The following is a 22,109-nucleotide window of genomic DNA, read 5'->3' as shown; positions in this document are numbered from 1 at the left end:
ACTAAAGCTGATATTGGATACCTGATACTTGTCTTACTTATTATTAGATGAGAATCGATAATAAAAATATATGGTTATAAAAGCAAAGAGAAACATATGTCAATTGTACAAAGTGTTGCTAGCACGTTATCCGAAGAAGATAAAACAATATTTACATCCAAGGAAATTAAAGACCTTGCATTTAAGAAACATAAAATAAAACCTACATCAATTATACCTAGCGACTATTGTTACAATAGAACCAACTATGGTATTGACAAGTCAGGAATTCTTAAAAACAAATTCCTTTTTATAAATCCTGATGGCACATACTTATATTTAGGATTCAACTATCCATTCAATGGTTATGTTTATCATAAACCAAAGGGTAGTAAAATAGAGATGACTGTTGGACATTGGAGTAATGGAAATTATTTTCCCATTGACCCATATCAAAATGATATAGAGGATCTATCAAAAAACTCTTTTATTGAAGGAGCAACAAAAACAATCAGCGTGAATGCATATGAGCGGAACCCTAACGCTAGATCAATATGTATAGAGCATCACGGAAATAAATGTTGGACATGTGGTTTTGATTTTGAAAAAACATATGGAGATTTAGGCAAAGGATTTATTCATGTTCATCATATCACTCCATTATCTCAAATAGGACACAGCTATAAATTGGATCCGGTGTTAGATTTATTACCTCTATGCCCTAATTGCCATGCTATGGTTCATAGAAAAACACCAGCTATGCACCCACAAGAATTGAAACTATTAATAATAGAAAAGAAAAATATCAAATAAATTTAAACCACTAAAAGGATTAATAATACCATGAGAAAAGAACAGGATCCTATGACTGGATTTGAGACTTTAGAAATGGCATTCTCTCAAGGATTTCGAATGCAGCGAATCCCATTCAATGATGATTTTTATTATACTCGAGATAAAGCTTTTAACACTTATCGTTATACATATGCCAGACTAGAAAAGCTAAAAGTACAACAAACTGTCGTATTACATGAAAATGAACCATTAAATGGCTTACACTGCTACTGCTTATTTTATGGAACTTTACCAGAACTACGAGATAAAGGTCTCACCTTCACATTTATTAACAGGGTTATCGAGCAATTTAAAAAGGATCTGCCAAGGCGTATTCGAGAGTTTTATATAGAAACAATTGTCGACATAGATAACGCACCGTCATTAGCTCTTGCAAAAAAAACTTTTTGGGGATCCCTCTGATGAGGGTATAGATGAAAATACTGGATCTCCAACTATAATTTGGCAGACAAAAATCACCAGATAAATAACAACTATTAAATCATAATAACTTTGACTCTAGTATATATAACTGAGGATATATGTGGAAAGATAGATTTGAAGCAGCAACAGCAAGTGGATTTAACCGCGATGAATTCAGTCGTGATCGTGCACGAATTATCCATTCTGCATTTTTCAGGCGGCTACAAGGGAAAACTCAAGTTCTAGGATTGGGAGAAAGCGACTTTTATAGAACGAGATTGACACACTCCTTTGAGGTTGCACAAATTGGAGGTGGTATTGCCGAATTTCTCAAAGGGAAATATTTTGATAATGAAGAAATACTAGGCCTGCTACCTGAACAGAATCTCATTGAGTCAATTGGTTTGGCTCATGATATTGGCCATCCACCTTTTGGTCATGGCGGGGAAGTAGCACTTAATTACTCGATGAGAAATCATAATGGGTTTGAAGGTAATGCTCAAACATTGAGAATTTGTACAAAGCTTGGTGAGTACTCAGATTGTGGAGGGTTAAATCTCACTAGAAGGACTCTTCTTGGTCTGATTAAGTATCCCGCATATCACAGCTCCGTTGTTAACAATGGAAAATATAACAATGAAGATGGTATCAACTTAGATTCATACCATCCCCCAAAATGTATTTTTGATTGTGACAAAAGCCATGTTGATTGGATCTTACAACCATTCAATGCTGATCAAGATAAATTTCAGTCCTATAGGGAAGTATCTGGGGATCATAGCAAACCACTATATAAGTCTTTAGATACCAGTATTATGGAAATGGCTGACGACATTGCCTACGGCGTTCATGACCTTGAAGACTCTATTGCTCTAAGACTGGTCAGTGAACGAAGCTGGAAGAATGAGGTTGTTGACATCATAAAAGATCCATTAAGGATGCTCCCTTTATCTGGTCAAATTGACATTCTAACACAGCAACTTTTTTCAGGAGAAAATAAGACAAGGAAAAGAGCCATCAGCTATCTGGTTAATTATTTTATAATAAATTCAGAAATGATAAAGCAGAGTGTTTTCTCACACAATTTGCTTGACTATCAGGCAAAATTAAAAAAGTTGCCACATGAAGAACTTAAAATATTTAAAACCTTTGTGGTTAAAAATGTAATCAAAACACCAGAAGTACAAACTCTAGAGTACAAAGGGCAACAAATGATTGTGAAATTATTTGATGTCATTGCTAACAATCCTTCAAGGCTGCTCCCAACAAAATATTATGAAAGATATAAAAGTGAAGGTCAAAACATGAGAGTTATTTGTGATTATTTAGCGGGGACAACTGATGATTATGCAACTCGTCTATATCATAAGATATTCACTCCATCATCAGGATCAATATTTGACAGGTTATAATTTTTAGTACATAGATTATGTGTGGTAAGGTGCAATAAGCGCAGCGCATTGCACCTCTTGCCTCTTTTAATATTTGGTGCAATTCACTTCGTTCATTGCACCCTACATTTTTCCCTCCCAAATAAAGACTCCATCGCAGCTCAACTGCATCCCCTTTGCCATCCTGCCAGCAATTAATTTGCGATTACTTTATCGTCTATTTATTATCCGTTTTGGAAAAAGATTCCAGCCAAACCGCTTCTCTAGATAAAACAAACAGTTGCCTGCATTGTCGCGGCCTATTTCAATCGCCGGATAATTAATTCTCTTACTCAAATTGAACTTTTGATTATTTATAACTGAGCATAGTCCCGCAGAGTGTGTGTCATTATAAGCTTAATGACAGATGAACAGACTGTGTTCCATGACAAGCAGCTCACTATTCCGTTAGCGCCCTTTCCCATCGCAATCCATTAATTCTCTCCCGATTAAATATCACGACTCTCCTGGTAGGTCGGGCAGCTGTGCGTTGGCAAACGTGTAAACATCAAACTGACAAGATGAACTCATGAACTGTGATAAACAACAAGCCACTCCCGGCGTCATGCTGGCGGCGATTGGCGTAGTCTATGGCGATATCGGCACCAGCCCGCTCTATACCTTGCGCGAGTGCCTGTCAGGTCAATTCGGGTTCGGCGTCGAGCCGGCCTCCATTCTCGGCTTTCTCTCGCTGATCTTCTGGCTGCTGATCCTGGTGGTGTCGGTCAAGTACCTCTCCTTTGTAATGCGGGCCGATAACGCCGGCGAGGGTGGCATTCTCACCCTGATGTCGCTGGCAACCCGCAACGCCTCCACCCGCTGGACACCGCTGCTGATCATCCTCGGCCTGATTGGCGGCAGCTTCTTCTATGGCGAGGTGGTGATCACTCCGGCGATGTCGGTGATGTCGGCCATCGAGGGTCTGAGCATTCTCACCCCCGCCCTCGACCCCTATATCGTCACCCTCTCGGTGCTGGTGCTGACCCTGCTGTTCGCTATCCAGAAACATGGCACCGCCATGGTGGGCAAGCTGTTTGCCCCCATCATGCTGATCTGGTTTATGACGCTGGCGGTGCTGGGGCTGCGCGGCATCATCCACAACCCCGAGGTGCTGGGTGCGCTCAACCCCATCTGGGCGGTGCGCTTTTTTGTCCAGTACCAGACTACCTCCTTCTTTGCCCTCGGCGCCGTGGTGCTGGCCATCACCGGGGTGGAGGCGCTCTACGCGGATATGGGCCACTTCGGCAAAAATCCCATTCGCCTCGCTTGGTTTATCGTGGTGCTGCCCTCGCTGGTGCTCAACTACTTCGGTCAGGGTGCGCTGCTGCTGAGTAACCCCGCCGCCATTGCCAACCCCTTCTTCCTGCTCGCGCCGAAATGGGCGCTGGTACCGCTGCTGCTGCTGGCAACCATGGCGACGGTGATCGCCTCGCAGGCGGTGATCTCCGGGGTCTTTTCGCTGACCCGGCAGGCGGTACGCCTCGGTTATCTCTCCCCCATTCGCATCGTTCACACCTCCGAGCAGGAGTCCGGCCAGATCTATATTCCGGTCATCAACTGGATGCTCTATATCTCGGTGGTGATCGTCATCATGAGCTTCGAGCACTCCAGCAATCTGGCGGCGGCCTACGGCATCGCGGTGACCGGCACCATGGTGCTCACCTCCATCCTCTCCTGCTCGGTGGCCAAGAACAGCTGGCACTGGAACAAGTATCTGGTGGCTATCCTGTTTGCTGCGCTGCTCTGTATCGACGTGCCGCTCTTTGCCGCCAACCTCGCCAAGATCTTCTCCGGCGGCTGGCTGCCGCTCACTCTGGGCGCGGTGATGTTCACCGTGATGACCAGCTGGAAGAGCGAGCGTTTCCAGCTTATTCGCCGCCTGAACGAGCACGGCAACTCCCTTGAGCCGATGATCGCCTCGCTGGAGAAATCCCCGCCGACCCGGGTAGCCGGTACTGCTGTCTATATGTCGCGAGTGGTCAACGTGATCCCCCATGCGCTCCTGCACAACCTCAAGCACAACAAGGTGCTGCACGAGCGGATCATCCTGCTCACCCTGCGGGTGGAGGATGTGCCCTACGTCCACAATGTGCGCCGGGTCTGCATCGAGCAGCTCTCCCCCACCTTCTGGCGGGTGGTGGCAAGCTACGGCTGGCGCGAGACCCCGAACGTGGAGGAGATCTTCCACCGCTGCAACGCCGAGGGGCTGAGCTGCCGGATGATGGAGACCTCATTCTTTATGGCCCACGAGTCGCTCATCATGAAAGACCGCCCCTGGTATCTCTATCTGCGCGGCAAACTCTTTATGCTGCTGCAGCGCAACGCCCTGCGCGCCCCGGATCAGTTCGAGATCCCGCCCAACCGGGTCATCGAGCTGGGTTCGCAGGTGGATATCTGATGGCGTGTTGATGGCCTCTTAAAGGCATAGAAAACCTCAGCAAGTAGAGAGGGAGGCATGGGCCTCCCTCTCTTGTTTCCGTTAACTCAGTTACCGGCCCCCTCATCCCCAACCCTTCTCCCGCGAGGGGAGAAGGGAGCAAACCACCGCGGCCATATGCTGCAAACGGTGCTATTCACGTCGTTCATTGCCCCCTGCTCCCGGCATGCTGCCGATATATTTGCGTTCTCGTGCGTCCGATTACGCTTCGCTAATCGAACCTACGGTTTCAACACTGACGGGCTCTATCCGAACAGACAGACAACCGTAGGGTGCAACAAGCGCAGCGCCGTGCACCGCGAACATATTTGAAAGCGGTGCAATTCACTGCGTTCTTTGCACCCTACTTATGCTGCGTTTTCCAAGGTGACGAACCCTCCGGGCGGCTTCGTCACAAGTGACGAACGTCACAGTTCGACAGCCACATTCGCACCTTCACTCAACCACACCAAGATTTTTATTTATTTAAAAACAGCCACTTAAAACCAATTTCGCAGCAAAAACCAATCTGGCCCGTATCTTGCCAACCTGCCCCTACTTTCTCCGTTCGCGACACGACAAGGTAGGCTATGAACCGCTTCGTTATCGCTGACCCCAAGCTTTGTATCGGCTGTGGCACCTGTATGGCGGCCTGCAGCGAGGTACACAAGGCGCAAGGTTTGCAGCAAGCCCCCCGTTTAACCGTTATGCGACACGAGCAGGCGACCATGCCGGTTCAGTGCCGTCACTGTGACGATGCCCCCTGCATCAAGGTGTGCCCGGTCGAGGCCATTCGCCAGACCGGCGATTGCGTGCAACTCAACGAGTCGCTCTGCATCGGCTGCAATCTCTGCGCCGTGGCCTGCCCCTTTGGCGCCATCCAGAGCGGTGGCAGCCGTCCGGTGGCCGTGGCCACCAGTTACGACACCTATATCCCCTGCTCCATCCGCTCCAGCAACCCCTCCACCTCCGCTGGCCTGCGCTGCTTTGGCGAGGATCTGCTGAGCTGGGAGCCGGGGGTGCGGAGCATCGCGGTCAAGTGCGACCTGTGCGAGTTTCGCGCCGATGGCCCGGCCTGTGTCGGAGCCTGCCCCTCCCAGGCATTGAAGCTGGTCAATGACGGCGACACCGAACGCGCCGCCCGTATCCGTCGCCAGCAAGCGGCCGACACCAACCCGCAAGGGGCCTCTGCCTTCTCGGCGCCTGCCACGGCGCTCCCTGCATCCGATTTATCTACCACAGAGGGAGTTCGCTGATGTTGTCCCCCCTTGTTATGGCCACGCTCCTGCTCTTTTTGCTGGGCGCTGCCGCCGGTTTGCTCCTGCAAAAACTGCCCGCACTGGCCAACCGCCTCAATAGCGGCTTTGCCCTGCTGGGCTCGCTCGCGGGTCTGGTCGCCGCCATCCAGATCTTTGCCCAAGGCGCGCCCGTCGACGGCCAGCTCTGGCTGTTGGGCTCGGTGCATCTGGATATGCTGGCCGCGCTGATGCTGCTGGTGATTAGCACCGTCGGCGTCGCCGTCGCCCTCTACTCCTTTGCCTATATCCGCGAATATCAGGGCAAGGGGGATGTGGCCATCGGCGCGCTGATGAACCTCTTCCTCTTTGCCATGGTGGGCATGGTGCTGGCCGACAACGCGCTCGGTTTCTTGCTCTGCTACGAGCTGGTGACCCTCACCACCTACTGGCTGGTCAAGACCAACCCGGAGGCTGCCAAACAGAGCCGCCTCTACCTGGTGATGAACCATATCGGCATGGCGCTGGTGCTGGTCGCCTTCTGGCTGCTCTGCCGCGAAAGCGGCTCGCTGGAGTTCGCCGCGCTGCGCGAGCACCATCTGGCGGGCGGTTTGGCATCCCTGGTGTTCCTGCTCAGCTTCTGCGGCTTTGGCCTGCGCGCCGGTTTCGTGCCGCTGCACGGCTGGTTGCCGGTGGCCGAGCCCGTTGCGCCGTCCCATATCTCGGCGCTGATGTCCGGCGTCATGGTGAAGCTGGGTCTGTTTGGCATTTTGCGGGTCTGCATCGATTTTCTCGGCGCCAGCCAGCTCTGGTGGGGCTATGTGGTACTGATCTTCGGTGCCTGCTCGGCAGTGCTCGGGGTGCTGTTTGCGCTGGCCGAGCACGATCTCAAGCGGCTGCTCGCCTACCACACGGTGGAGAACATCGGCATCATCCTGATGGGGATGGGGATCGGCATGATCGGCATCGCCAACCAGCAACCGGCACTGGTGGTGCTGGGGCTGCTCGGCGCGCTTTATCATCTGCTCAACCACGCCATCTTCAAGAGCCTGCTCTTTATGGGTACCGGCTCTGTGATGTTCCGCCTGCACACCCGTGACATGGACAAGATGGGGGGGCTGGCCAAGCTGATGCCCTGGACTGCGCTGGCGTTTCTCATCGGTGCCATGGCCATCTCGGCGCTGCCGCCGCTCAACGGCTTTGTCAGCGAGTGGTTTATCTACCAATCCCTGCTCTCCATGACCAAACTCGGCACCTCTGTCGTCGCGCCGCTCGCGGTAGTGATGCTGGCGGTAACCGGCGCCATGGCGGTGATGTGTTTCGTCAAGGTGTATGGCATCTGCTTCTGCGGTGCACCGCGCAGCGAACACGCGAGCCACGCCCGCGAAGTACCGGGGGCCATGGTGGCAGGCACCCTGCTGCTAGCTGCGGTCTGCCTGGTGCTGGGTCTGGGCGCCCCCTGGATTGCCCCCCATATCGCCAGCTATGGCCAAGCCTTGGTAAGCGGCCAAATGAACGTGGCCACTGGCGCCACCCTGCTGCCACTCGACAGCTCACAAGCGATCCTCTCCCCGCCCGTTATCGCCATCACCTTGCTGGGTCTGTTCCTCATCCCGCTGCTGGTACTGACCATCTTCAAGGGGCCCAAGCTGGGTCGTCGTCACGCTGGCACCCCGTGGGCTTGTGGTTACGCCTACGAGGAGCGCATGAGCCTTACCTCCGCCGGTGTCACCCACACCTTGCGCCAACTCTGCGCGCCGCTCTATCGCAAGCAGCCGCAGCTCGATCTGGCCAGCGCCCTGCACGGGGTGAGCGATACCAGCGGGACGACCGGCTGGCTGCTGCACGGTGTTGTGCTGGCGCTCTTTATCCTGATGGCTGTAGGAGTCTGATATGCCTGTTCTTGAAATGCCGAGCTGGGGCATGGTTGCCCTCGCCCTGACCCAGGCCATCGCCATGCTGGCGCTGGCGCCGCTCGCCACCGGTTTCAACCGGGTGCTGCGGGCCAAGATGCACTCCCGTCAGGGGCCGGGCCTGCTGCAGGATTACCGGGATATCGCCAAGCTCCTGCGCCGTCAGGAGGTGACCCCCGAGCCTGCCGGCATCATCTTCAACCTGATGCCTGCGCTGCTCATTGCCGCCCTCTTGCTGGTGGGGATGACGCTGCCGACCCTGACTCATGAGTCCCCCTTCCCCATCGCCGGGGATCTCATCACCGATATCTATCTGTTCGCCATCTTCCGCTTCTTCTTCTCCCTCTCGGGACTCGACAGCGGCAGCATGTTTGCAGGGATCGGTGCCCGCCGCGAACTGACCCTCGGCATTCTGGTGGAGCCCATTCTGGTGCTCGCCTGCTTCATCATGGCGATGATGGTGGGCAGCTCGGATCTGGGCAATATCAGCAGCTATGTAGCGACCCAGCCACTGGCCGCTCCCATCGCTACCCTCTTGGCGGGTGCCGCCTGCGCCTTCGCGGTGTTTGTCGAGATGGGCAAGCTGCCCTTTGACTGCGCCGAAGCCGAGCAAGAGCTGCAGGAGGGGCCGCTCACCGAGTATTCCGGTGCGGGCCTGGCCCTGCTCAAGCTCTCCATCGGCCTCAAGCAACTGGTGGTGGTGCAGCTCTTTCTGGTGATTTTCCTGCCCTTCGGCAAGGCGGCCAACTGGAGTCTGCCTGCGCTCATCGGCGCGGCGCTGATCCTCGCCTGCAAGCTGCTGGTGGCCTTTTTACTGGCTGGCATCATCGAAAACGCCATGGCCCGTACCCAGTTCGTGCGCACCCACAAGCTCACCCGCTACGGCTTGGGGCTAGCCCTGCTGGCGCTGCTCGCCTATCTGGTCGGGGTCTGAGCCATGCCCGCCAGCACAGCAACTTTTTCCGATTTCATCATTTGTGAATGCTCATTCCCGAACATTAAAGTGAGAACTGCATGACCATCGCCATTTCGGATCGCATCGGCTGCGACTACATCCAGCAGGTGCGAGCACAACTGCCCCACGCCATCGTCGACGAGGAGTGGCAAACCGCCGATCAGGCCACCATTACCGTCAAGCCCACCAGTCTGGTCGAGACCGCCAGCCTGATCTTCCACCAGCTGGGGGGCTGGCTTCCGCTCTCCTTTGCCAATGACGAACGCAGCCTCAACGGCCACTTCGCCGTCTACCACGTCTTCTCCATGGAGGGCGACACCAAGTGCTGGATCACCGTCAAGGTGCTGGTGGATGCCGATACCCAGGAGTACCCCTCCATCACCCCGACCATTCCGGCGGCGGTGTGGGGCGAGCGGGAGATCCGCGACATGTACGGCCTGCGCGCCATCGGTCTGCCGGACGAACGCCGTCTGGTGTTGCCGGACGACTGGCCGGAGGATATCCACCCGCTACGCAAGGACGCCATGGATTATCGCCAGCGCCCGATGCCCACCACTGACACCGAGACCTACCCTTTCGTCAACGAGCTCGGCAGTGATGCCAACCGTATCGTGCCAGTCGGCCCGCTGCACATCACCTCGGATGAACCGGGCCACTTTCGTCTGTTCGTCGATGGCGAAGACATCATCGATGCCGACTACCGCCTCTTCTATGTCCATCGCGGCATGGAGAAGCTGGCGGAAACCCGCATGGGCTATAACGAAGTGGCGTTTCTGACCGACCGGGTCTGCGGCATCTGCGGTTTTACCCACAGCGTCGCCTACACCACCTCGGTGGAGAACGCCATGGGTATTCCGGTGCCGGAGCGGGCCAAGATGATCCGCGCCGTGCTGCTGGAGGTGGAGCGCCTGCACAGCCATATCCTCAACATCGGCCTGTCGAGCCACTTCACCGGTTTTGACACCGGCTTCATGCAGTTCTTCCGGGTGCGGGAGAAATCCATGACCCTGGCCGAGCTGCTGACCGGCGCCCGCAAGACCTACGGTCTCAACCTGATTGGCGGGGTGCGCCGCGACATCTTCAAGGAAGATCGCATCAAGGGTGCCCAGCTGGTACGGGAGCTGCGTGATGAGCTCAAACCCCTGGTGGCCATGCTGCTGGATACCGCCAACATCTCCTCTCGCCTCATCGGTATCGGCAAGCTCGAGCCGCAGATTGCCCGCGATTTCAGCTGCGTCGGCCCCATGGTGCGGGCGAGCGGCTTCAAGCGCGACGTGCGCCGGGTCCACGACTTTGCCGGCTACCACGAGCTGCCGATGGAGATCCAGACCAAGGCGGGTTGCGATGTGCAATCCCGAGTGCTGGTGCGCATCCACGAGCTCTACGACTCCCTCGACATGATTGAGTTCGGCCTGGAGCACCTGCCGGAGGGGCCGCTTTTGACCGAAGGCTTCACCTACCAGCCGGGCAAGTTTGCACTGGGCTTTACCGAAGCGCCCCGCGGCGAGAACGTCCACTGGAGCATGACCGGGGACAACCAGAAGCTGTTCCGCTGGCGCTGCCGCGCCGCCACCTACGCCAACTGGCCTGCCCTGCGCTACATGCTGCGCGGCAATACCGTGGCGGATGCGCCGCTCATCATCGGCAGTCTGGATCCCTGCTACTCCTGTACCGACCGGGTCACCCTGGTCGACCCCAAGAAGGGCAAATCCACCGTGGTCTCCTACAAGGAGATCGAGCGCTACGGCATCGATCGCAAAAACTCTCCGCTGAAATAAGGGGTCATCATGATCAAGCTGTTCAAGACCATCCTCAAGGCTGGCACCCCGACCGCCAAGTACCCCTTCGCCCCTTACGAGGTGAACCGGGATTTTCGCGGCAAACCGAAATATCAGGCGGATCAGTGCATCGCCTGCGCCGCCTGCACCAAGGCCTGCCCGGCCAATGCGCTGGTGATGGAAGTGGACATGGAGACCGGCGAACGGCGCTGGGAGATCTCCATGGCGCGCTGCATCTTCTGCGGCCGCTGCGAGGAGGTCTGCCCGACCCGCGCCATCGCCCTCTCCCCCGAGTTCGAACTGGCGGTGACCAACAAGGCGGATCTCTATGAGGAGGCCCGCTTCGCGCTGGCCCCCTGCACCCTGTGCGGCACCTACTTTGCCCCGAGCAAGCTGGTGGCGCTGGTGGAAGACACCCTCAAGCAGGCGGGCACGCCGCTGGCTCGCGATGCCAAGCCGCTAGCGCCGCCAGAGCGGCTGCACCACTGCCCCGACTGCAAACGAAAACAGAGCATGCTGAGCCAGCCTGACTCGGCCCTGATCACACCGATAGCCACACCGATGGCCGCACAAAAGGAGTGGATGTGATGAGCAAGATCAAAGGCATAGAACCGGTTGTCGGCCATGCCCATACCCGCGCCGTGCCGCTGGCACAGGATCCCGAGATCACCAAACTCAAGAAGACCCTGCTCAAGGACATTCGCCGTTCAGCCTATGTCTACCGGGTCGATTGCGGCGGCTGCAACGCCTGCGAGATCGAGATCTTCGCCACCATCACCCCGCTGTTTGATGCCGAGCGTTTCGGCATCAAGGTGGTCGCCTCCCCCCGTCACGCCGACATCCTGCTCTTTACCGGCGCGGTGACCCGGGCGATGCGGGTTCCGGCCCTGCGTGCCTACGAGGCGGCGCCCGATCCCAAAATCTGCATCGCCTACGGCGCCTGCGGCTGTGACGGTGGCATCTTCCACGATCTCTACTGCGTCTGGGGCGGCACCGACAAGATCGTGCCGGTAGATGTCTATATCCCCGGCTGCCCCCCCACACCGGCAGCCACCATCTACGGCTTTGCGGTGGCGCTCGGTCTGCTTGAGCAGAAACTCAAAGCCACCAGCCACGAGGTGCAACCGGGTGAGCGGGTCGAGCTGCGCCACACCGGCATCCCCAATGAAATCCGGGTGATGATCGAGCGCGAAGCGCGCCGCATGGCCGGTTATCGTCAGGGGCGGATCATTGCCGACGAATTCATGGCCCTGCTCGAAGGGGCGACCCAGCAGGATGTGGATCTGCGCATCCAGAGCTACCTCGATCAGCACGACGATCCGCGCCTCTCGGAGATCGTCAACAACCTCGCAAACGCCTGCCTCAACCGGGCGGCCGGCAAGGGAGAGGCGGTGCATGGCTGACGAGGTTTTCTTCTATCGACTCTCGCGCAAGTTCGTCGACGAGCAGTTCGACGTGCCGGAAGAGGCCAAAGAGGTGATGTACTACAGCCTCGCCATCGGCCATCACCTTGGCATCGTTGATTGCCTGCGAGCAGACCTGGTCTGCTCGCTGATCGGTTATCGCGACTGGGTGGCCAAGCTGCCAGAGGGGAGTGAAGCGCGCCGCAAGATGGAGGGATTTCTCACCTTTGGCGAAATCACCATCTATCGCGAGCACTGCCATATGCTGGCCTGCGCCTTCGACCGACTGCGCAAAGCCGACAATCTACTCGATGAGCAGGAGCTGGGCTGGACCAACACCTTTATGGATCAGCTCACCGCCCTCTTTAACGACCCCCATATGTACCTGATGATAAGGAGCCGCTGATGGGCTGCAATCTCGTGTTGACCGTGGGCAATGCCATGATGGGGGACGACGGTGCCGGCCCCTACCTCGCCGACAAGCTGCAAGCCGCCCCCCTGCCCGGCTGGATCCATATCGACGGCGGCATCGCGCCGGAAAATGTGGTCTACAAGGTGCGGGAGCTGCAACCGGAGCGGGTGGTGCTGGTGGATGCCGCCGAGATCGGCGAGAAGGCGGGAACCCTGCAGGTGATCCCCCCCGAGACCATCGCCGAGATGTTTATCTTCTCGACCCACAATATGCCGCTCAATTTCCTGATCGACGAGCTCAAGACCTTTGTCCCCGAGGTGATCTTTGTCGGGGTACAACCGGCCATCGTGGCGTTCTCCTTCCCGATGACCGAGATGGTGAGGGAGGCGATGGATTATCTTTATCAGCACCTTGATGCCGCCAAGGATACCGACTTGTTAATAGAGAAACTGGACCAGTGGAATATTTACAACGCCAAGCGGTGATTATTTATCGAGTTGTTAACGACCGTTATTGACTGACGCTTTTGGCAATGTGATCGAGGCCCGATGTTAAATTAAAAACATCGGGCCAACTGTGCTGAACTTGATATAAAACAAGGTTCTTTGATTTTTTCAAAAAATCGCTAACTCTCGCTTTTTTATGACAAAAAAAGCGTTGCCAGTCACAGAAATTTGCCACAAAATGGCGACCATTACGGAAGTTGATGGGGTCTGGTGGCCTCCTCGGTCTTCAAAACCGATGTGAGCCGAGAAGGCTTTGGCAGGTTCGATTCCTGCCTCTTCCGCCAAATTTATCTATTGAACAAATACTCTCTCGCTGAATTTTTCGGCCTGGATGTTATTTCCATTGTTTGTTCAATATGTATGAAATAATACCTTGAAAAAGGTGCTTGCCGTTTGCCAATATAATCCGAACTCAGGTTATCTCGCTGGCCAAAAATTAATTTATCAGCATCGATGCAGCATTGATTTATACCCGCTCATTGATGCACCCAGTTTGCAGTCATCCGCAAATCGCCAGCAGTGCCATAACCCGTCAGCTCGGCCTCTCTATCGGCAAACCGGTGCGCATCCCGAACCCACGCACTGCACTGGTAATCCCATGCCGAACTCGTCTCACGCGCCAGCCATCCCCCACCGCCAGCCCTCATCAGGTCAGGCTGCCGACGATTCACAGCAACAGCCCGGCCAGCAACAAACGCGCCGTTTGCCGCAAGTGGAACAGCTGCTGCAGCAACCCTTTCTCGCCGGTTTTATCGAAGCGCTGAGCCGCCCGCTGGTGACCCAGGCGGTGCGCGACACCCTCAGCGAGCTGCGCCAAAGCGAAGATTTTCGCCAGCATGGGGTCGCCCCCGAGCAGATCGAGGCGCTGATTGCCAAACGCTGCCAACAGCAGTTGCGCCAGTGTCAAACCCGGGTGATCAACGCCACCGGCACCCTGGTGCATACCAATCTGGGGCGTTCGCCATTAAGTCACGAGCTGTGGGACGAGGTGCGTGACCTCAACACCGGGTACAACAATCTGGAGCTGGATCTCGCCACCGGCAAGCGCGGCGGGCGCAAGGGGCTGATCGCCCCCCTGCTCCGTTGCCTCACCCAGGCCGAGGATTCGCTGGTGGTCAACAACAACGCCGCTTCGCTCTTTTTGCTGCTGCAGGAGGTGGCCAAAGGGCGCGAGGTAATCGTCTCGCGCGGCGAGCAGATCCAGATTGGCGGTGGCTTTCGCATCCCCGACATTCTGGCCCTCTCCGGCGCCAAACTGGTGGAGGTGGGCACCACCAATATCACCACCGCCAAGGATTACCTCGATGCCATCACCGATCAGACCGCGCTGGTACTGATGGTGCACAGATCCAATTTCGCCATTCGCGGCTTTACTGAATCCCCCGATATCGGCGAGGTGGCCCGCGCCCTGCCCGAGCATGTGGTGCTGGCGGTGGATCAGGGGTCGGGCTTGACCACCGAAGAGTTTGCACCGGATGAAACCTCGGTGCGCCAGTACATCAAGGCGGGGGCGGATCTGGTCTGCTATTCCGGCGACAAGCTGCTTGGTGGCCCGCAATCGGGCATCATCAGCGGCCGCAGCGACCTTATCAAGCGGCTGGAAAAACACCCCATGATGCGCACCTTCCGCCCGAGCCGCATCGTCTACTCCCTGCTCGAACGTCTGCTCATCCACAAGCTCAACAAATCTCCCGTCGGCGAGGGTATCGCCCAGCGTACCTTGAGCAACCCGGCTGCCATGGAGGCGAGAGCCTCCCAGCTGATGGCCGCCCTGCCTGGCTCCTTTGTGCCGGTTCCCGCCCAACTGGTGGTGGGCGGCGGCACATTGCCGGACGAGTTCTATCCGGCGCCCGCGCTCGAGTGCACCGACCCGCGTCCGGCCCAGCAGCTGCTTGATGCTCTGCGCGAACTCCCCGTCCCTGTCATCGCCACCGTGCGCCAGCAGAAGGTACTGCTCAATATGGCGACCCTGCTGCCGACCGAGATGGAACTGCTGATCGCCCAACTCAGGGAGTTGCTTCTCCCCGCCCCGTTCAATGCAACAAATGCGACCGAGGAGCCCTGATCCCATGACCCCCTATCGCGCCGTTATCGGTCTTGCCGGCCACGTGGATCACGGCAAGACCTTGCTTATCAAAGCCCTCACCGGCATCACCACCGCCCGCGCCCACGAGCAGGCCATCGGCATGACCCAGGATCTCGGCTTTGCCCACTTCGACGACGGTCAGGGCAACACCATAGGCGTCATCGACGTGCCCGGCCACGAGCGCTATATCCGCAATATGGTGGCGGGGCTCTGGAGTCTGGATCTGGTGCTGCTGGTCATTGCCGCCGACGAGGGGTGGATGCCGATGACCGGCGATCACCTGCGCCTGCTCAAGGCGATGGGGGTACCGCGCCTCTTGGTCTGCATCAACAAGTGCGATCTGGTCTCCCCCAACGAGCTTTTGCTTTTGGAAGAGAGCCTGCTGGAGCGGGTGATGGACGAGAGCGGCATGGTGCCCGATATCGTCAGCGTCAGCGCCAAAACCGGCGCCAATATGGCAGCCCTGCACACCGCCATCGTCTGCCAGCTAGGAGATATGGCTGAGCATCATGCTCCCCTCGAACAGGCCGCCCCGCGACTGTATGTAGACAGGGTCTTTACCGCCAACGGCACCGGCACCGTGCTTACCGGCACCTTGCAGCAGGGCAGCCTCAAGGTGGGGGACAAGCTGCGCCTCTACCCCGCCGATCGGGAGGTGCAGGTGCGCTCCCTGCAGGCCTATCACCAGAGCGTCGACGAGATCGGCGCCGTCTGCCGGGTGGCGGTGGGCCTGAAAAAAGTGCCCCACAAGGAGGTGGCTCGCGGCCACTGCCTGACCAGCGCAGCTGGCCAGTGCGAGGCGGCGACTCACCTCATCGTGCGGCTCAACACCGAGAGCCTGAGCGGCAAGGCACTACGCCCCTCTCTGCACAACAAGGAGGTCGAGGTGGCCCTTGGCAGCTGGCATGGCCGGGCCCGTTTCGTGCCGATCAAGGACTCCCGGCTGGCGCGGCTGATCTTTGCCAGCCCCATCCCCTGCTTCTTTGGCCAGCCGCTCGCCATCATTCGCCACGGCAGCAGCGAATTGCTGCACGGCGCCCGCATCGTCTGGTGCGGCGACATCCATCCCGCCAGACGCAAGGCGCTGCACACCCTGCTCGGTGAGCTGCCTGATGAGCTCGAGCACTACAACCCGGCCACCCTGCAGCTTGGCCTCAATGGCTATGTGCTGGCCAGCCGCTTTGACCAGCGGCCCGAGCAGGTCACCCCCCTCGGTGAGTGGCTGCTGGATAACTGCTGGCTGGCCCAGAGCCGCGACCAGCTGCTCGGCACGCTGGCCAGCGAACCGCTGAGTGCCGCCGAGCTGGCAACCCGCTTCGGCATCGCCCTGCCGGTCACTCAGGCCCTGCTCCAGCAGCTCAAGAGCGAGCAGCTGATACGCCTGCACCATGACAAGTGGCAGCAAGGCAGCGGCGAGTCAGAAGATGATTTGGGGGAAGAAGCACAGCTGGTGCTCAAGGTGGTGCGAGATCAAGGCAAGGAGGGTTACGAGCCCGGTAAACTGGGCCCCGGCGGCGTGGAGCTGGATCCCTTTATCACCCGCAAGCTGCCCGCCGCCCTGCAGCAGGGCTTGCAGCAAAAAGGCGCGTTGCAAAAGCAACTGCGCAATCTGGCGCGACTCAAGTATCTGGTGCAGCTCGATGGCCCCATCTACTACGACGCCGAGCTTTACAACCAGATGGTCGCCGAAGTGCTGGCGGGCCAGCAGGTGGGAGATCTGATCGACATGGCATCCCTCAAGGAGATCACCGGTTTGTCGCGCAAATACGCCATTCCGTTCTGCCTGCGCATGGAGATGGATGGCTGGGTACGGCGCGAGGAGAACGAGCGCCGGGTGCTGCGTTTGCCGCAGACTCAAGATGAGATGGAGCCGGCATGAGCACCACCATCGCCCCCTCTGGCTCTTCCAATCCAGTGGCCAACCGGCTGCGCCGCGAATTTCATATCGACGGCATAGTTCAGGGGGTCGGCTTTCGCCCCTTCGTCTATGGGCTGGCGCTGCGCCACGGCCTTGCCGGTTATGTCTTGAACGATGCCAACGGCGTCACCATAGGTGCCGAAGGATCGCCTGAGCAGCTGGCCGCCTTTGCCCGCGAACTGCGGGAATTGGCGCCGCCGCTGAGCCGTATCGATCATTTCAGCGAGCGGGAACTGCCCCTTGCTCATGATCCCGACTTCGATGACCAATTTCATGGCCAGTTTCGAATTAAAGCGAGCCAGCAGCAGAGCGCGGCCACGGTCGCCATCTCGCCAGATCAGGGGATGTGCGAGGCATGCGCCCGGGATGTGGCCAACCCCGCGGATCGCCACCATCGCTACCCCTTTACCAACTGCACCCACTGCGGCCCGCGCTACACCATCATCCGCCGCCTCCCCTACGACCGCCCCCACACCGCCATGGCGGGCTTTGCCATGTGCCCGCGCTGCGCGGCGGCCTATGAAAACCCGCTGGACAGACGCTACCACGCCCAGCCGGTGAGCTGCCCCGAGTGCGGGCCCCATCTCAGCTGGCGAAATGGCTATGGCGATACGCTGGCCGAGCGCGAGGATGCCCTGCAAGAAGCTGCAAGCGCCCTGCAAGCAGGCAAGCTTATCGCGGTCAAGGGGATGGGGGGCTATCACCTGATGTGTGATGCCCGCAATGAACAGAGTGTTGCCAGATTACGAATGCTCAAACGGCGCGAACGCAAGCCGCTGGCGGTGATGATGGGCTCCCTTGCCGAGGCCAAATTGCATGTCACCGGCAGCGAAGACGAGTGGAAGCTGCTCGCCTCTCAGGCCAGACCCATCACCTTGCTGCGCAAGCGAAAAAACGATGATCGACCGTCAGAATCCCAACTGACAATCGCGCCGCTGGCCGAGGGGATTGCCCCCGGCATCCCCTACCTTGGCGTCATGCTCCCCTATACCCCGCTCCATCAGCTGCTGTTGGATGCCTGCGCCATGCCGCTGGTGGCCACCAGTGCCAATGGTCGCGGCAGCCCAATCCTTATCGAGTGCGAGGCGGTGGTCAGGGAACTCGGCAGCGAGATTGACGGCATCCTGGATCACAACCGCCCAATCCTGCACCCCTGCGACGACAGTCTGGTGCAGTGGGCGGGTGGGCGACGCCAGACGTTGCGCCTCGCCCGAGGCTATGCCCCCTGCACCCCCAGCCTGAAAGAGGCGGTCAGGGTGCCGCTCTTGGCGGTCGGGGCGCAGCAGAAGAACCAGCTGGCGCTCGCTTTCGGCCGCCAGCGCATCTACAGCCCCTATATCGGCGATCTGCACAGCCTGCCGATGCAGGAGCACTTCGAGCAGACCCTGGCCACCTTTCGCGAACTCTACGACCTCAAGCCAGAACTGCTGGTCTCGGATCGCCACCCCGGCTACCTCAGCCATCAGTGGGCCAAGGGCTATTGCCAGGATCAGGGTGCCACCCACCTCGAGGTGCAGCACCATCACGCCCACCTGCTGGGGGTGATGGCCGAGCACGACATCACGGACCCAGTGCTGGGTGTTGCCTTCGATGGCACCGGCCTTGGCGATGACGGCACCCTCTGGGGTGGCGAGCTGCTGCTGGCAGACGTTCAGGGATTTGAGCGGGTTGCCCACCTTGCACCCTTCAAGCTGATCGGCGGCGAAGCGGCCATCCGCGAGCCGGTGCGCCAGCTGCTGGGGCTGCTGTTTGAATCGCACAGCCCTGAGCAGATCAGCGCCCTCGATATTCCGTTGATCAACAAACTGCCCCTTGAGCGGATCAGCAACCTGCACCAGCTCTGGCAGCTGGGCCGCAACGCCCCTTACACCAGCTCCATCGGCCGTCTGTTCGATGCGGTGGCGGCGCTCTTGGGGGTGATCGACACCCCCGATTACGAGGGCGAAGCAGGGCTCCTGCTGGAGGCGGCCGCCTTGCAGCTGGCTCCCGATGAACAGCCCTTCCCCCTTACCTTTGATCTCAACCAATCAGCGGAAGGGCCGCTGCAGATCGAGTGGGCCGAGCTCATCAATACCCTTGTCAGCGAGCGGCGCCAAGGCACCTCCACCGCCAGCCTGGCCGCCGGTTTTATCCGCGCCATCAGTAATCTGGTTATCGCTCTGGCCGAGCGCTTCCCCGGCTATCCGGTGGCGCTGGGGGGCGGCGTCTTTCAAAACCGGGTGCTGATGGACCAGCTGGTGCCCGCTCTCGAAGCAGCCGGTCGGCAGGTATTGACCAGCGAAACCCTGCCGCTCAATGACGGTGGCATCGCCGCCGGTCAGCTCTGGTTTGCCATCCACCATCTTGCGGCGCACCAGCCCTCCATCTCCTCTCTTGCTGCCATAAAAAGTGGCGCCACTTTGTCGGAGTCCTGAAATCCATGTGTCTATCCATTCCCTCTCAGGTGGTGCAGCTGCACCCCGAAGATAACTGCGTCACCGTCGACACCCTGGGGGTGCAGCGGCGCGTCAGCTGCATGCTGCTCGAAGAGCCTCTCAACATTGGCGATTATGTTCTGCTCCACATCGGCTTTGTGATGAGCAAGATTGATGAAGAGGAGGCGCAGGCCAGCCTCGAGAGCTTCCGCCAGATGGTGGCCCTGATGCCAGAGCAGGATATCTTGCCATGCTGACACTCAATGATCTCTTTCAGGGCTTTCGTCAGCCCGAGGTGATCCGCGCCCTCGCAACCCAGATCACCGAACTGGCCAAATTACTCCCCGAACCGCTGCGGGTGATGGAGGTGTGTGGCGGCCATACCCACACCATCATGAAGTACGGCCTGCACCAGTTGCTGCCGGCCAGCATCGAGTTTGTCCACGGCCCCGGCTGCCCGGTTTGCATCATGCCAAAAGAGCGCATCGATCAGGCCATCGAGCTGGCGAGCCAGCACAACGTCATTCTGGTGACGTTGGGGGACATGATCCGGGTGCCGGGATCCAAAGGCACGCTGGCCCAGCAACGGGCCAAAGGGAGCGATATCCGTCCGGTCTATGACCCCCTCGATGCCCTGCGTATCGCCCGTGAGAACCCCGAGAAAACCGTGGTCTTCTTCGCCATCGGTTTCGAGACCTCCACCCCCATGACCGCCGCCTTGCTGGCTGCGGCTGAAGCTGAGGGGATTGAGAACCTGCTGTTTCATATCAACCATGTGCTGGTGCCCCCCGCCATTCATGCGGTGATGGCCGACGGGGTGGCCAAGGTGAACGCCTTTATCGGCCCCTCCCACGTCAGCGTCATCACCGGCGCCGATATCTACCTGCCCATCGTCGATCGCTATCAGGTGCCGGTGGTGGTGAGTGGCTTCGAGCCGGTGGATGTAATGGAGGCCCTGCTGATGATGGTGCGCCAGAAGGTGGAGGGTCGCTACGCGCTGGAGGTGCAATACAGCCGCGCCGTCACCGCCAGCGGCAATAAAGCCGCCCAGCGGCTGGTCGAGCGCTTTTTCGAGACCCGCGAGCACTTTCGCTGGCGAGGTCTGGGGGATATCAACGCCTCCGCCCTGCGCCTGCGCGATGCCTTTGCCAAGCGCGATGCGGAGCGTCACTTTGCGCTCAATCAGACTCCCATCGATGACCACAAGGCGTGCCAGTGCGCCGATATCCTGCGCGGCCTGGCCAAGCCAAACCAGTGCAAAGTCTTTGGCCGGGGCTGCACCCCGACCCAGCCCATGGGCAGCTGCATGGTCAGCTCCGAAGGGGCCTGCAATGCCTACTACCGATATATGGGGATCCAATGAGAGAAATTCAGTTAAGCCACGGCGGCGGCGGTGTGGAGATGAACCAGCTGATCAATCAGCTCTTCTTTCGCCACTTTGGCAACGAGATCCTGCTGCGCGGTGAAGATGCCGCCCTGCTGCCGGTAAACGGCCCCGTTGCCTTCACCACCGACAGCTTTACCGTCTCGCCGCTCTTCTTCGAGGGGGGCGATATCGGCAAGCTGGCCATCGCCGGTACGGTCAACGATCTCGCCATGATGGGGGCCAAGCCCGAGTATCTGAGCTGCAGCTTTATCATCGAGGAAGGCTTCCCCTACGCCGATCTGGCCCGCATCGTCGAGTCGATGGCGGTCGAACTTGCCAAGAGCGGTGCCCGCATCGTCTGCGGCGACACCAAGGTGGTGCCCAAGGGGGCGGCCGACAAGATCTTTATCAACACCAGCGGGGTCGGCACCTTTCCGCGGCCTGAGCAGAGCCGGGGCATCTCGGTACGCAACCTCAAAGCCGGTGACGCCATTCTGGTGTCGCGGGATATCGGCAGCCACGGCGCCTGCATCCTGATGGCCCGTGACGCCCTGCAACTGGGATCCGATCTAAAGAGTGACTGCACCACCCTCTGGCCGCAGGTAGAAGCGCTGCTAAAAGCGGGGATTACCCCTCACGCCCTGCGCGATGCCACCCGCGGTGGCCTTGCCGCCGTGCTCAACGAGTGGAGCAGCGCCTCCGGCGTTGCCATCGAGCTGGAGGAGTCCGCCATTCCGGTGTGCGATCCGGTGCGTGGCCTGTGCGAGCTCTATGGCTTCGAGCCCCATGATCTCGCCAACGAGGGAACCATGGTGCTGGCCCTGCCTGCCGAACAGGCACAGGACGCGCTGGGCATCTTGCGGCAATTCAACCCCGCTGCCAGCCAGATCGGCGTGGTGCAGGCAAGCGATCGTCACAAGGTGATCCTCAACAACCCCTGGGGTAGCCGCCGTTATCTGGAGCTACCGCAAGGGGAGCTGCTGCCGCGGATCTGTTGATCGGCCATGCCGTTCCGTCAATTACAGGGAGGAGTCACTGCTC

At 58.2% G+C, this 22,109-nt stretch carries 18 protein-coding genes and 1 tRNA gene; all 19 read left to right on the top strand.

Annotated features, from left to right (window positions below):
• Window positions 1–96: 96 nt before the first annotated feature.
• Window positions 97–792 (top strand): HNH endonuclease, encoded by a 696-nt coding sequence (locus tag G5332_RS01295; RefSeq protein ID WP_421311051.1) that lies wholly within the window; start codon window positions 97–99, stop codon window positions 790–792.
• 30 nt (window positions 793–822) lie between these two features.
• Window positions 823–1,236: a hypothetical protein gene (locus tag G5332_RS01290; RefSeq protein ID WP_279496116.1), complete on the top strand. Its 414-nt coding sequence runs from the start codon at window positions 823–825 to the stop codon at window positions 1,234–1,236.
• 119 nt (window positions 1,237–1,355) lie between these two features.
• Complete coding sequence (locus G5332_RS01285) at window positions 1,356–2,648, top strand: anti-phage deoxyguanosine triphosphatase (RefSeq protein ID WP_421311050.1); 1,293 nt, start codon at window positions 1,356–1,358, stop codon at window positions 2,646–2,648.
• 547 nt (window positions 2,649–3,195) lie between these two features.
• Complete coding sequence (gene kup / locus G5332_RS01280) at window positions 3,196–5,064, top strand: low affinity potassium transporter Kup (RefSeq protein WP_013723794.1); 1,869 nt, start codon at window positions 3,196–3,198, stop codon at window positions 5,062–5,064.
• Between the two features lie 608 nt (window positions 5,065–5,672).
• The gene (locus G5332_RS01275; RefSeq protein ID WP_005351526.1) at window positions 5,673–6,338 is read left to right on the top strand and encodes a 4Fe-4S dicluster domain-containing protein; all 666 of its coding nucleotides are present in this window, start codon (window positions 5,673–5,675) and stop codon (window positions 6,336–6,338) included.
• Window positions 6,338–8,209 (top strand): hydrogenase 4 subunit B, encoded by a 1,872-nt coding sequence (gene hyfB / locus G5332_RS01270; protein ID WP_421311049.1) that lies wholly within the window; start codon window positions 6,338–6,340, stop codon window positions 8,207–8,209. The genes G5332_RS01275 and hyfB overlap by 1 nt, the downstream gene beginning before the upstream one ends.
• A gap of 1 nt (window position 8,210) precedes the next feature.
• Window positions 8,211–9,164 carry a respiratory chain complex I subunit 1 family protein gene (locus G5332_RS01265; RefSeq protein ID WP_421249260.1) on the top strand — a complete coding sequence of 318 codons (954 nt, stop codon included), beginning with the start codon at window positions 8,211–8,213 and terminating at the stop codon, window positions 9,162–9,164.
• 80 nt (window positions 9,165–9,244) lie between these two features.
• A complete protein-coding gene (locus G5332_RS01260) occupies window positions 9,245–10,963 on the top strand; it encodes an NADH-quinone oxidoreductase subunit C (RefSeq protein ID WP_421249259.1) in 1,719 nt (572 codons plus the stop codon).
• A 9-nt stretch (window positions 10,964–10,972) separates the two neighbouring features.
• On the top strand, window positions 10,973–11,551 hold the full coding sequence (locus G5332_RS01255) for a formate hydrogenlyase complex iron-sulfur subunit (protein ID WP_005333322.1): 579 nt from the start codon (window positions 10,973–10,975) through the stop codon (window positions 11,549–11,551).
• Window positions 11,551–12,366: an NADH-quinone oxidoreductase subunit B family protein gene (locus G5332_RS01250; RefSeq protein WP_005333324.1), complete on the top strand. Its 816-nt coding sequence runs from the start codon at window positions 11,551–11,553 to the stop codon at window positions 12,364–12,366. The genes G5332_RS01255 and G5332_RS01250 overlap by 1 nt, the downstream gene beginning before the upstream one ends.
• Window positions 12,359–12,772, top strand: a complete 414-nt coding sequence (locus G5332_RS01245; RefSeq protein ID WP_421249258.1) for a formate hydrogenlyase maturation HycH family protein — start codon at window positions 12,359–12,361, stop codon at window positions 12,770–12,772. The genes G5332_RS01250 and G5332_RS01245 overlap by 8 nt, the downstream gene beginning before the upstream one ends.
• Window positions 12,772–13,263, top strand: coding sequence for a hydrogenase maturation peptidase HycI (hycI, locus tag G5332_RS01240; protein WP_421249257.1), 492 nt, complete (start codon window positions 12,772–12,774; stop codon window positions 13,261–13,263). The genes G5332_RS01245 and hycI overlap by 1 nt, the downstream gene beginning before the upstream one ends.
• A 213-nt stretch (window positions 13,264–13,476) precedes the next feature.
• Window positions 13,477–13,568: transfer RNA gene (locus tag G5332_RS01235), tRNA-Sec, on the top strand.
• 314 nt (window positions 13,569–13,882) lie between these two features.
• Window positions 13,883–15,349 carry an L-seryl-tRNA(Sec) selenium transferase gene (gene selA, locus G5332_RS01230; RefSeq protein WP_421249256.1) on the top strand — a complete coding sequence of 489 codons (1,467 nt, stop codon included), beginning with the start codon at window positions 13,883–13,885 and terminating at the stop codon, window positions 15,347–15,349.
• Between the two features lie 4 nt (window positions 15,350–15,353).
• Complete coding sequence (gene selB / locus G5332_RS01225; protein WP_263083739.1) at window positions 15,354–17,249, top strand: selenocysteine-specific translation elongation factor; 1,896 nt, start codon at window positions 15,354–15,356, stop codon at window positions 17,247–17,249.
• Entirely contained in the window at window positions 17,246–19,702 is a 2,457-nt protein-coding gene (hypF, locus tag G5332_RS01220) for a carbamoyltransferase HypF (protein WP_421249255.1), read from the top strand. The genes selB and hypF overlap by 4 nt, the downstream gene beginning before the upstream one ends.
• Window positions 19,703–19,707: 5 nt before the next feature.
• Entirely contained in the window at window positions 19,708–19,959 is a 252-nt protein-coding gene (locus tag G5332_RS01215; protein WP_021230224.1) for a HypC/HybG/HupF family hydrogenase formation chaperone, read from the top strand.
• On the top strand, window positions 19,953–21,065 hold the full coding sequence (gene hypD, locus G5332_RS01210; protein WP_421311048.1) for a hydrogenase formation protein HypD: 1,113 nt from the start codon (window positions 19,953–19,955) through the stop codon (window positions 21,063–21,065). Before G5332_RS01215 ends, hypD begins: the two co-directional genes overlap by 7 nt.
• Window positions 21,062–22,066 carry a hydrogenase expression/formation protein HypE gene (gene hypE / locus G5332_RS01205; protein WP_421208430.1) on the top strand — a complete coding sequence of 335 codons (1,005 nt, stop codon included), beginning with the start codon at window positions 21,062–21,064 and terminating at the stop codon, window positions 22,064–22,066. The genes hypD and hypE overlap by 4 nt, the downstream gene beginning before the upstream one ends.
• The last annotated feature ends 43 nt before the right edge of the window (window positions 22,067–22,109 follow it).

It is taken from the genome of Aeromonas sp. 603757, from assembly GCF_049171255.1.
In the GTDB taxonomy this organism is placed as follows: domain Bacteria; phylum Pseudomonadota; class Gammaproteobacteria; order Enterobacterales; family Aeromonadaceae; genus Aeromonas; species Aeromonas veronii_A.
Note: the sequence above shows the minus strand (reverse complement) of the source record. Positions and strands in the feature narration are given on the sequence as shown.

Excerpts from the sequence above, each read along its gene's own strand:
- G5332_RS01250 (WP_005333324.1), top strand. The coding sequence starts at position 11,551 with ATGAGCAAGATCAAAGGCATAGAACCGGTTGTCGGCCATGCCCATACC.
- G5332_RS01215 (WP_021230224.1), top strand. The coding sequence starts at position 19,708 with ATGTGTCTATCCATTCCCTCTCAGGTGGTGCAGCTGCACCCCGAAGAT.
- hypF (WP_421249255.1), top strand. The coding sequence starts at position 17,246 with ATGAGCACCACCATCGCCCCCTCTGGCTCTTCCAATCCAGTGGCCAAC.
- G5332_RS01255 (WP_005333322.1), top strand. The coding sequence starts at position 10,973 with ATGATCAAGCTGTTCAAGACCATCCTCAAGGCTGGCACCCCGACCGCC.
- hypD (WP_421311048.1), top strand. The coding sequence starts at position 19,953 with ATGCTGACACTCAATGATCTCTTTCAGGGCTTTCGTCAGCCCGAGGTG.
- G5332_RS01295 (WP_421311051.1), top strand. The coding sequence starts at position 97 with ATGTCAATTGTACAAAGTGTTGCTAGCACGTTATCCGAAGAAGATAAA.
- hyfB (WP_421311049.1), top strand. The coding sequence starts at position 6,338 with ATGTTGTCCCCCCTTGTTATGGCCACGCTCCTGCTCTTTTTGCTGGGC.
- hycI (WP_421249257.1), top strand. The coding sequence starts at position 12,772 with ATGGGCTGCAATCTCGTGTTGACCGTGGGCAATGCCATGATGGGGGAC.
- selA (WP_421249256.1), top strand. The coding sequence starts at position 13,883 with ATGCCGAACTCGTCTCACGCGCCAGCCATCCCCCACCGCCAGCCCTCA.
- kup (WP_013723794.1), top strand. The coding sequence starts at position 3,196 with ATGAACTGTGATAAACAACAAGCCACTCCCGGCGTCATGCTGGCGGCG.
- G5332_RS01265 (WP_421249260.1), top strand. The coding sequence starts at position 8,211 with ATGCCTGTTCTTGAAATGCCGAGCTGGGGCATGGTTGCCCTCGCCCTG.
- G5332_RS01275 (WP_005351526.1), top strand. The coding sequence starts at position 5,673 with ATGAACCGCTTCGTTATCGCTGACCCCAAGCTTTGTATCGGCTGTGGC.
- G5332_RS01245 (WP_421249258.1), top strand. The coding sequence starts at position 12,359 with ATGGCTGACGAGGTTTTCTTCTATCGACTCTCGCGCAAGTTCGTCGAC.
- G5332_RS01260 (WP_421249259.1), top strand. The coding sequence starts at position 9,245 with ATGACCATCGCCATTTCGGATCGCATCGGCTGCGACTACATCCAGCAG.
- G5332_RS01290 (WP_279496116.1), top strand. The coding sequence starts at position 823 with ATGAGAAAAGAACAGGATCCTATGACTGGATTTGAGACTTTAGAAATG.
- hypE (WP_421208430.1), top strand. The coding sequence starts at position 21,062 with ATGAGAGAAATTCAGTTAAGCCACGGCGGCGGCGGTGTGGAGATGAAC.
- G5332_RS01285 (WP_421311050.1), top strand. The coding sequence starts at position 1,356 with ATGTGGAAAGATAGATTTGAAGCAGCAACAGCAAGTGGATTTAACCGC.
- selB (WP_263083739.1), top strand. The coding sequence starts at position 15,354 with ATGACCCCCTATCGCGCCGTTATCGGTCTTGCCGGCCACGTGGATCAC.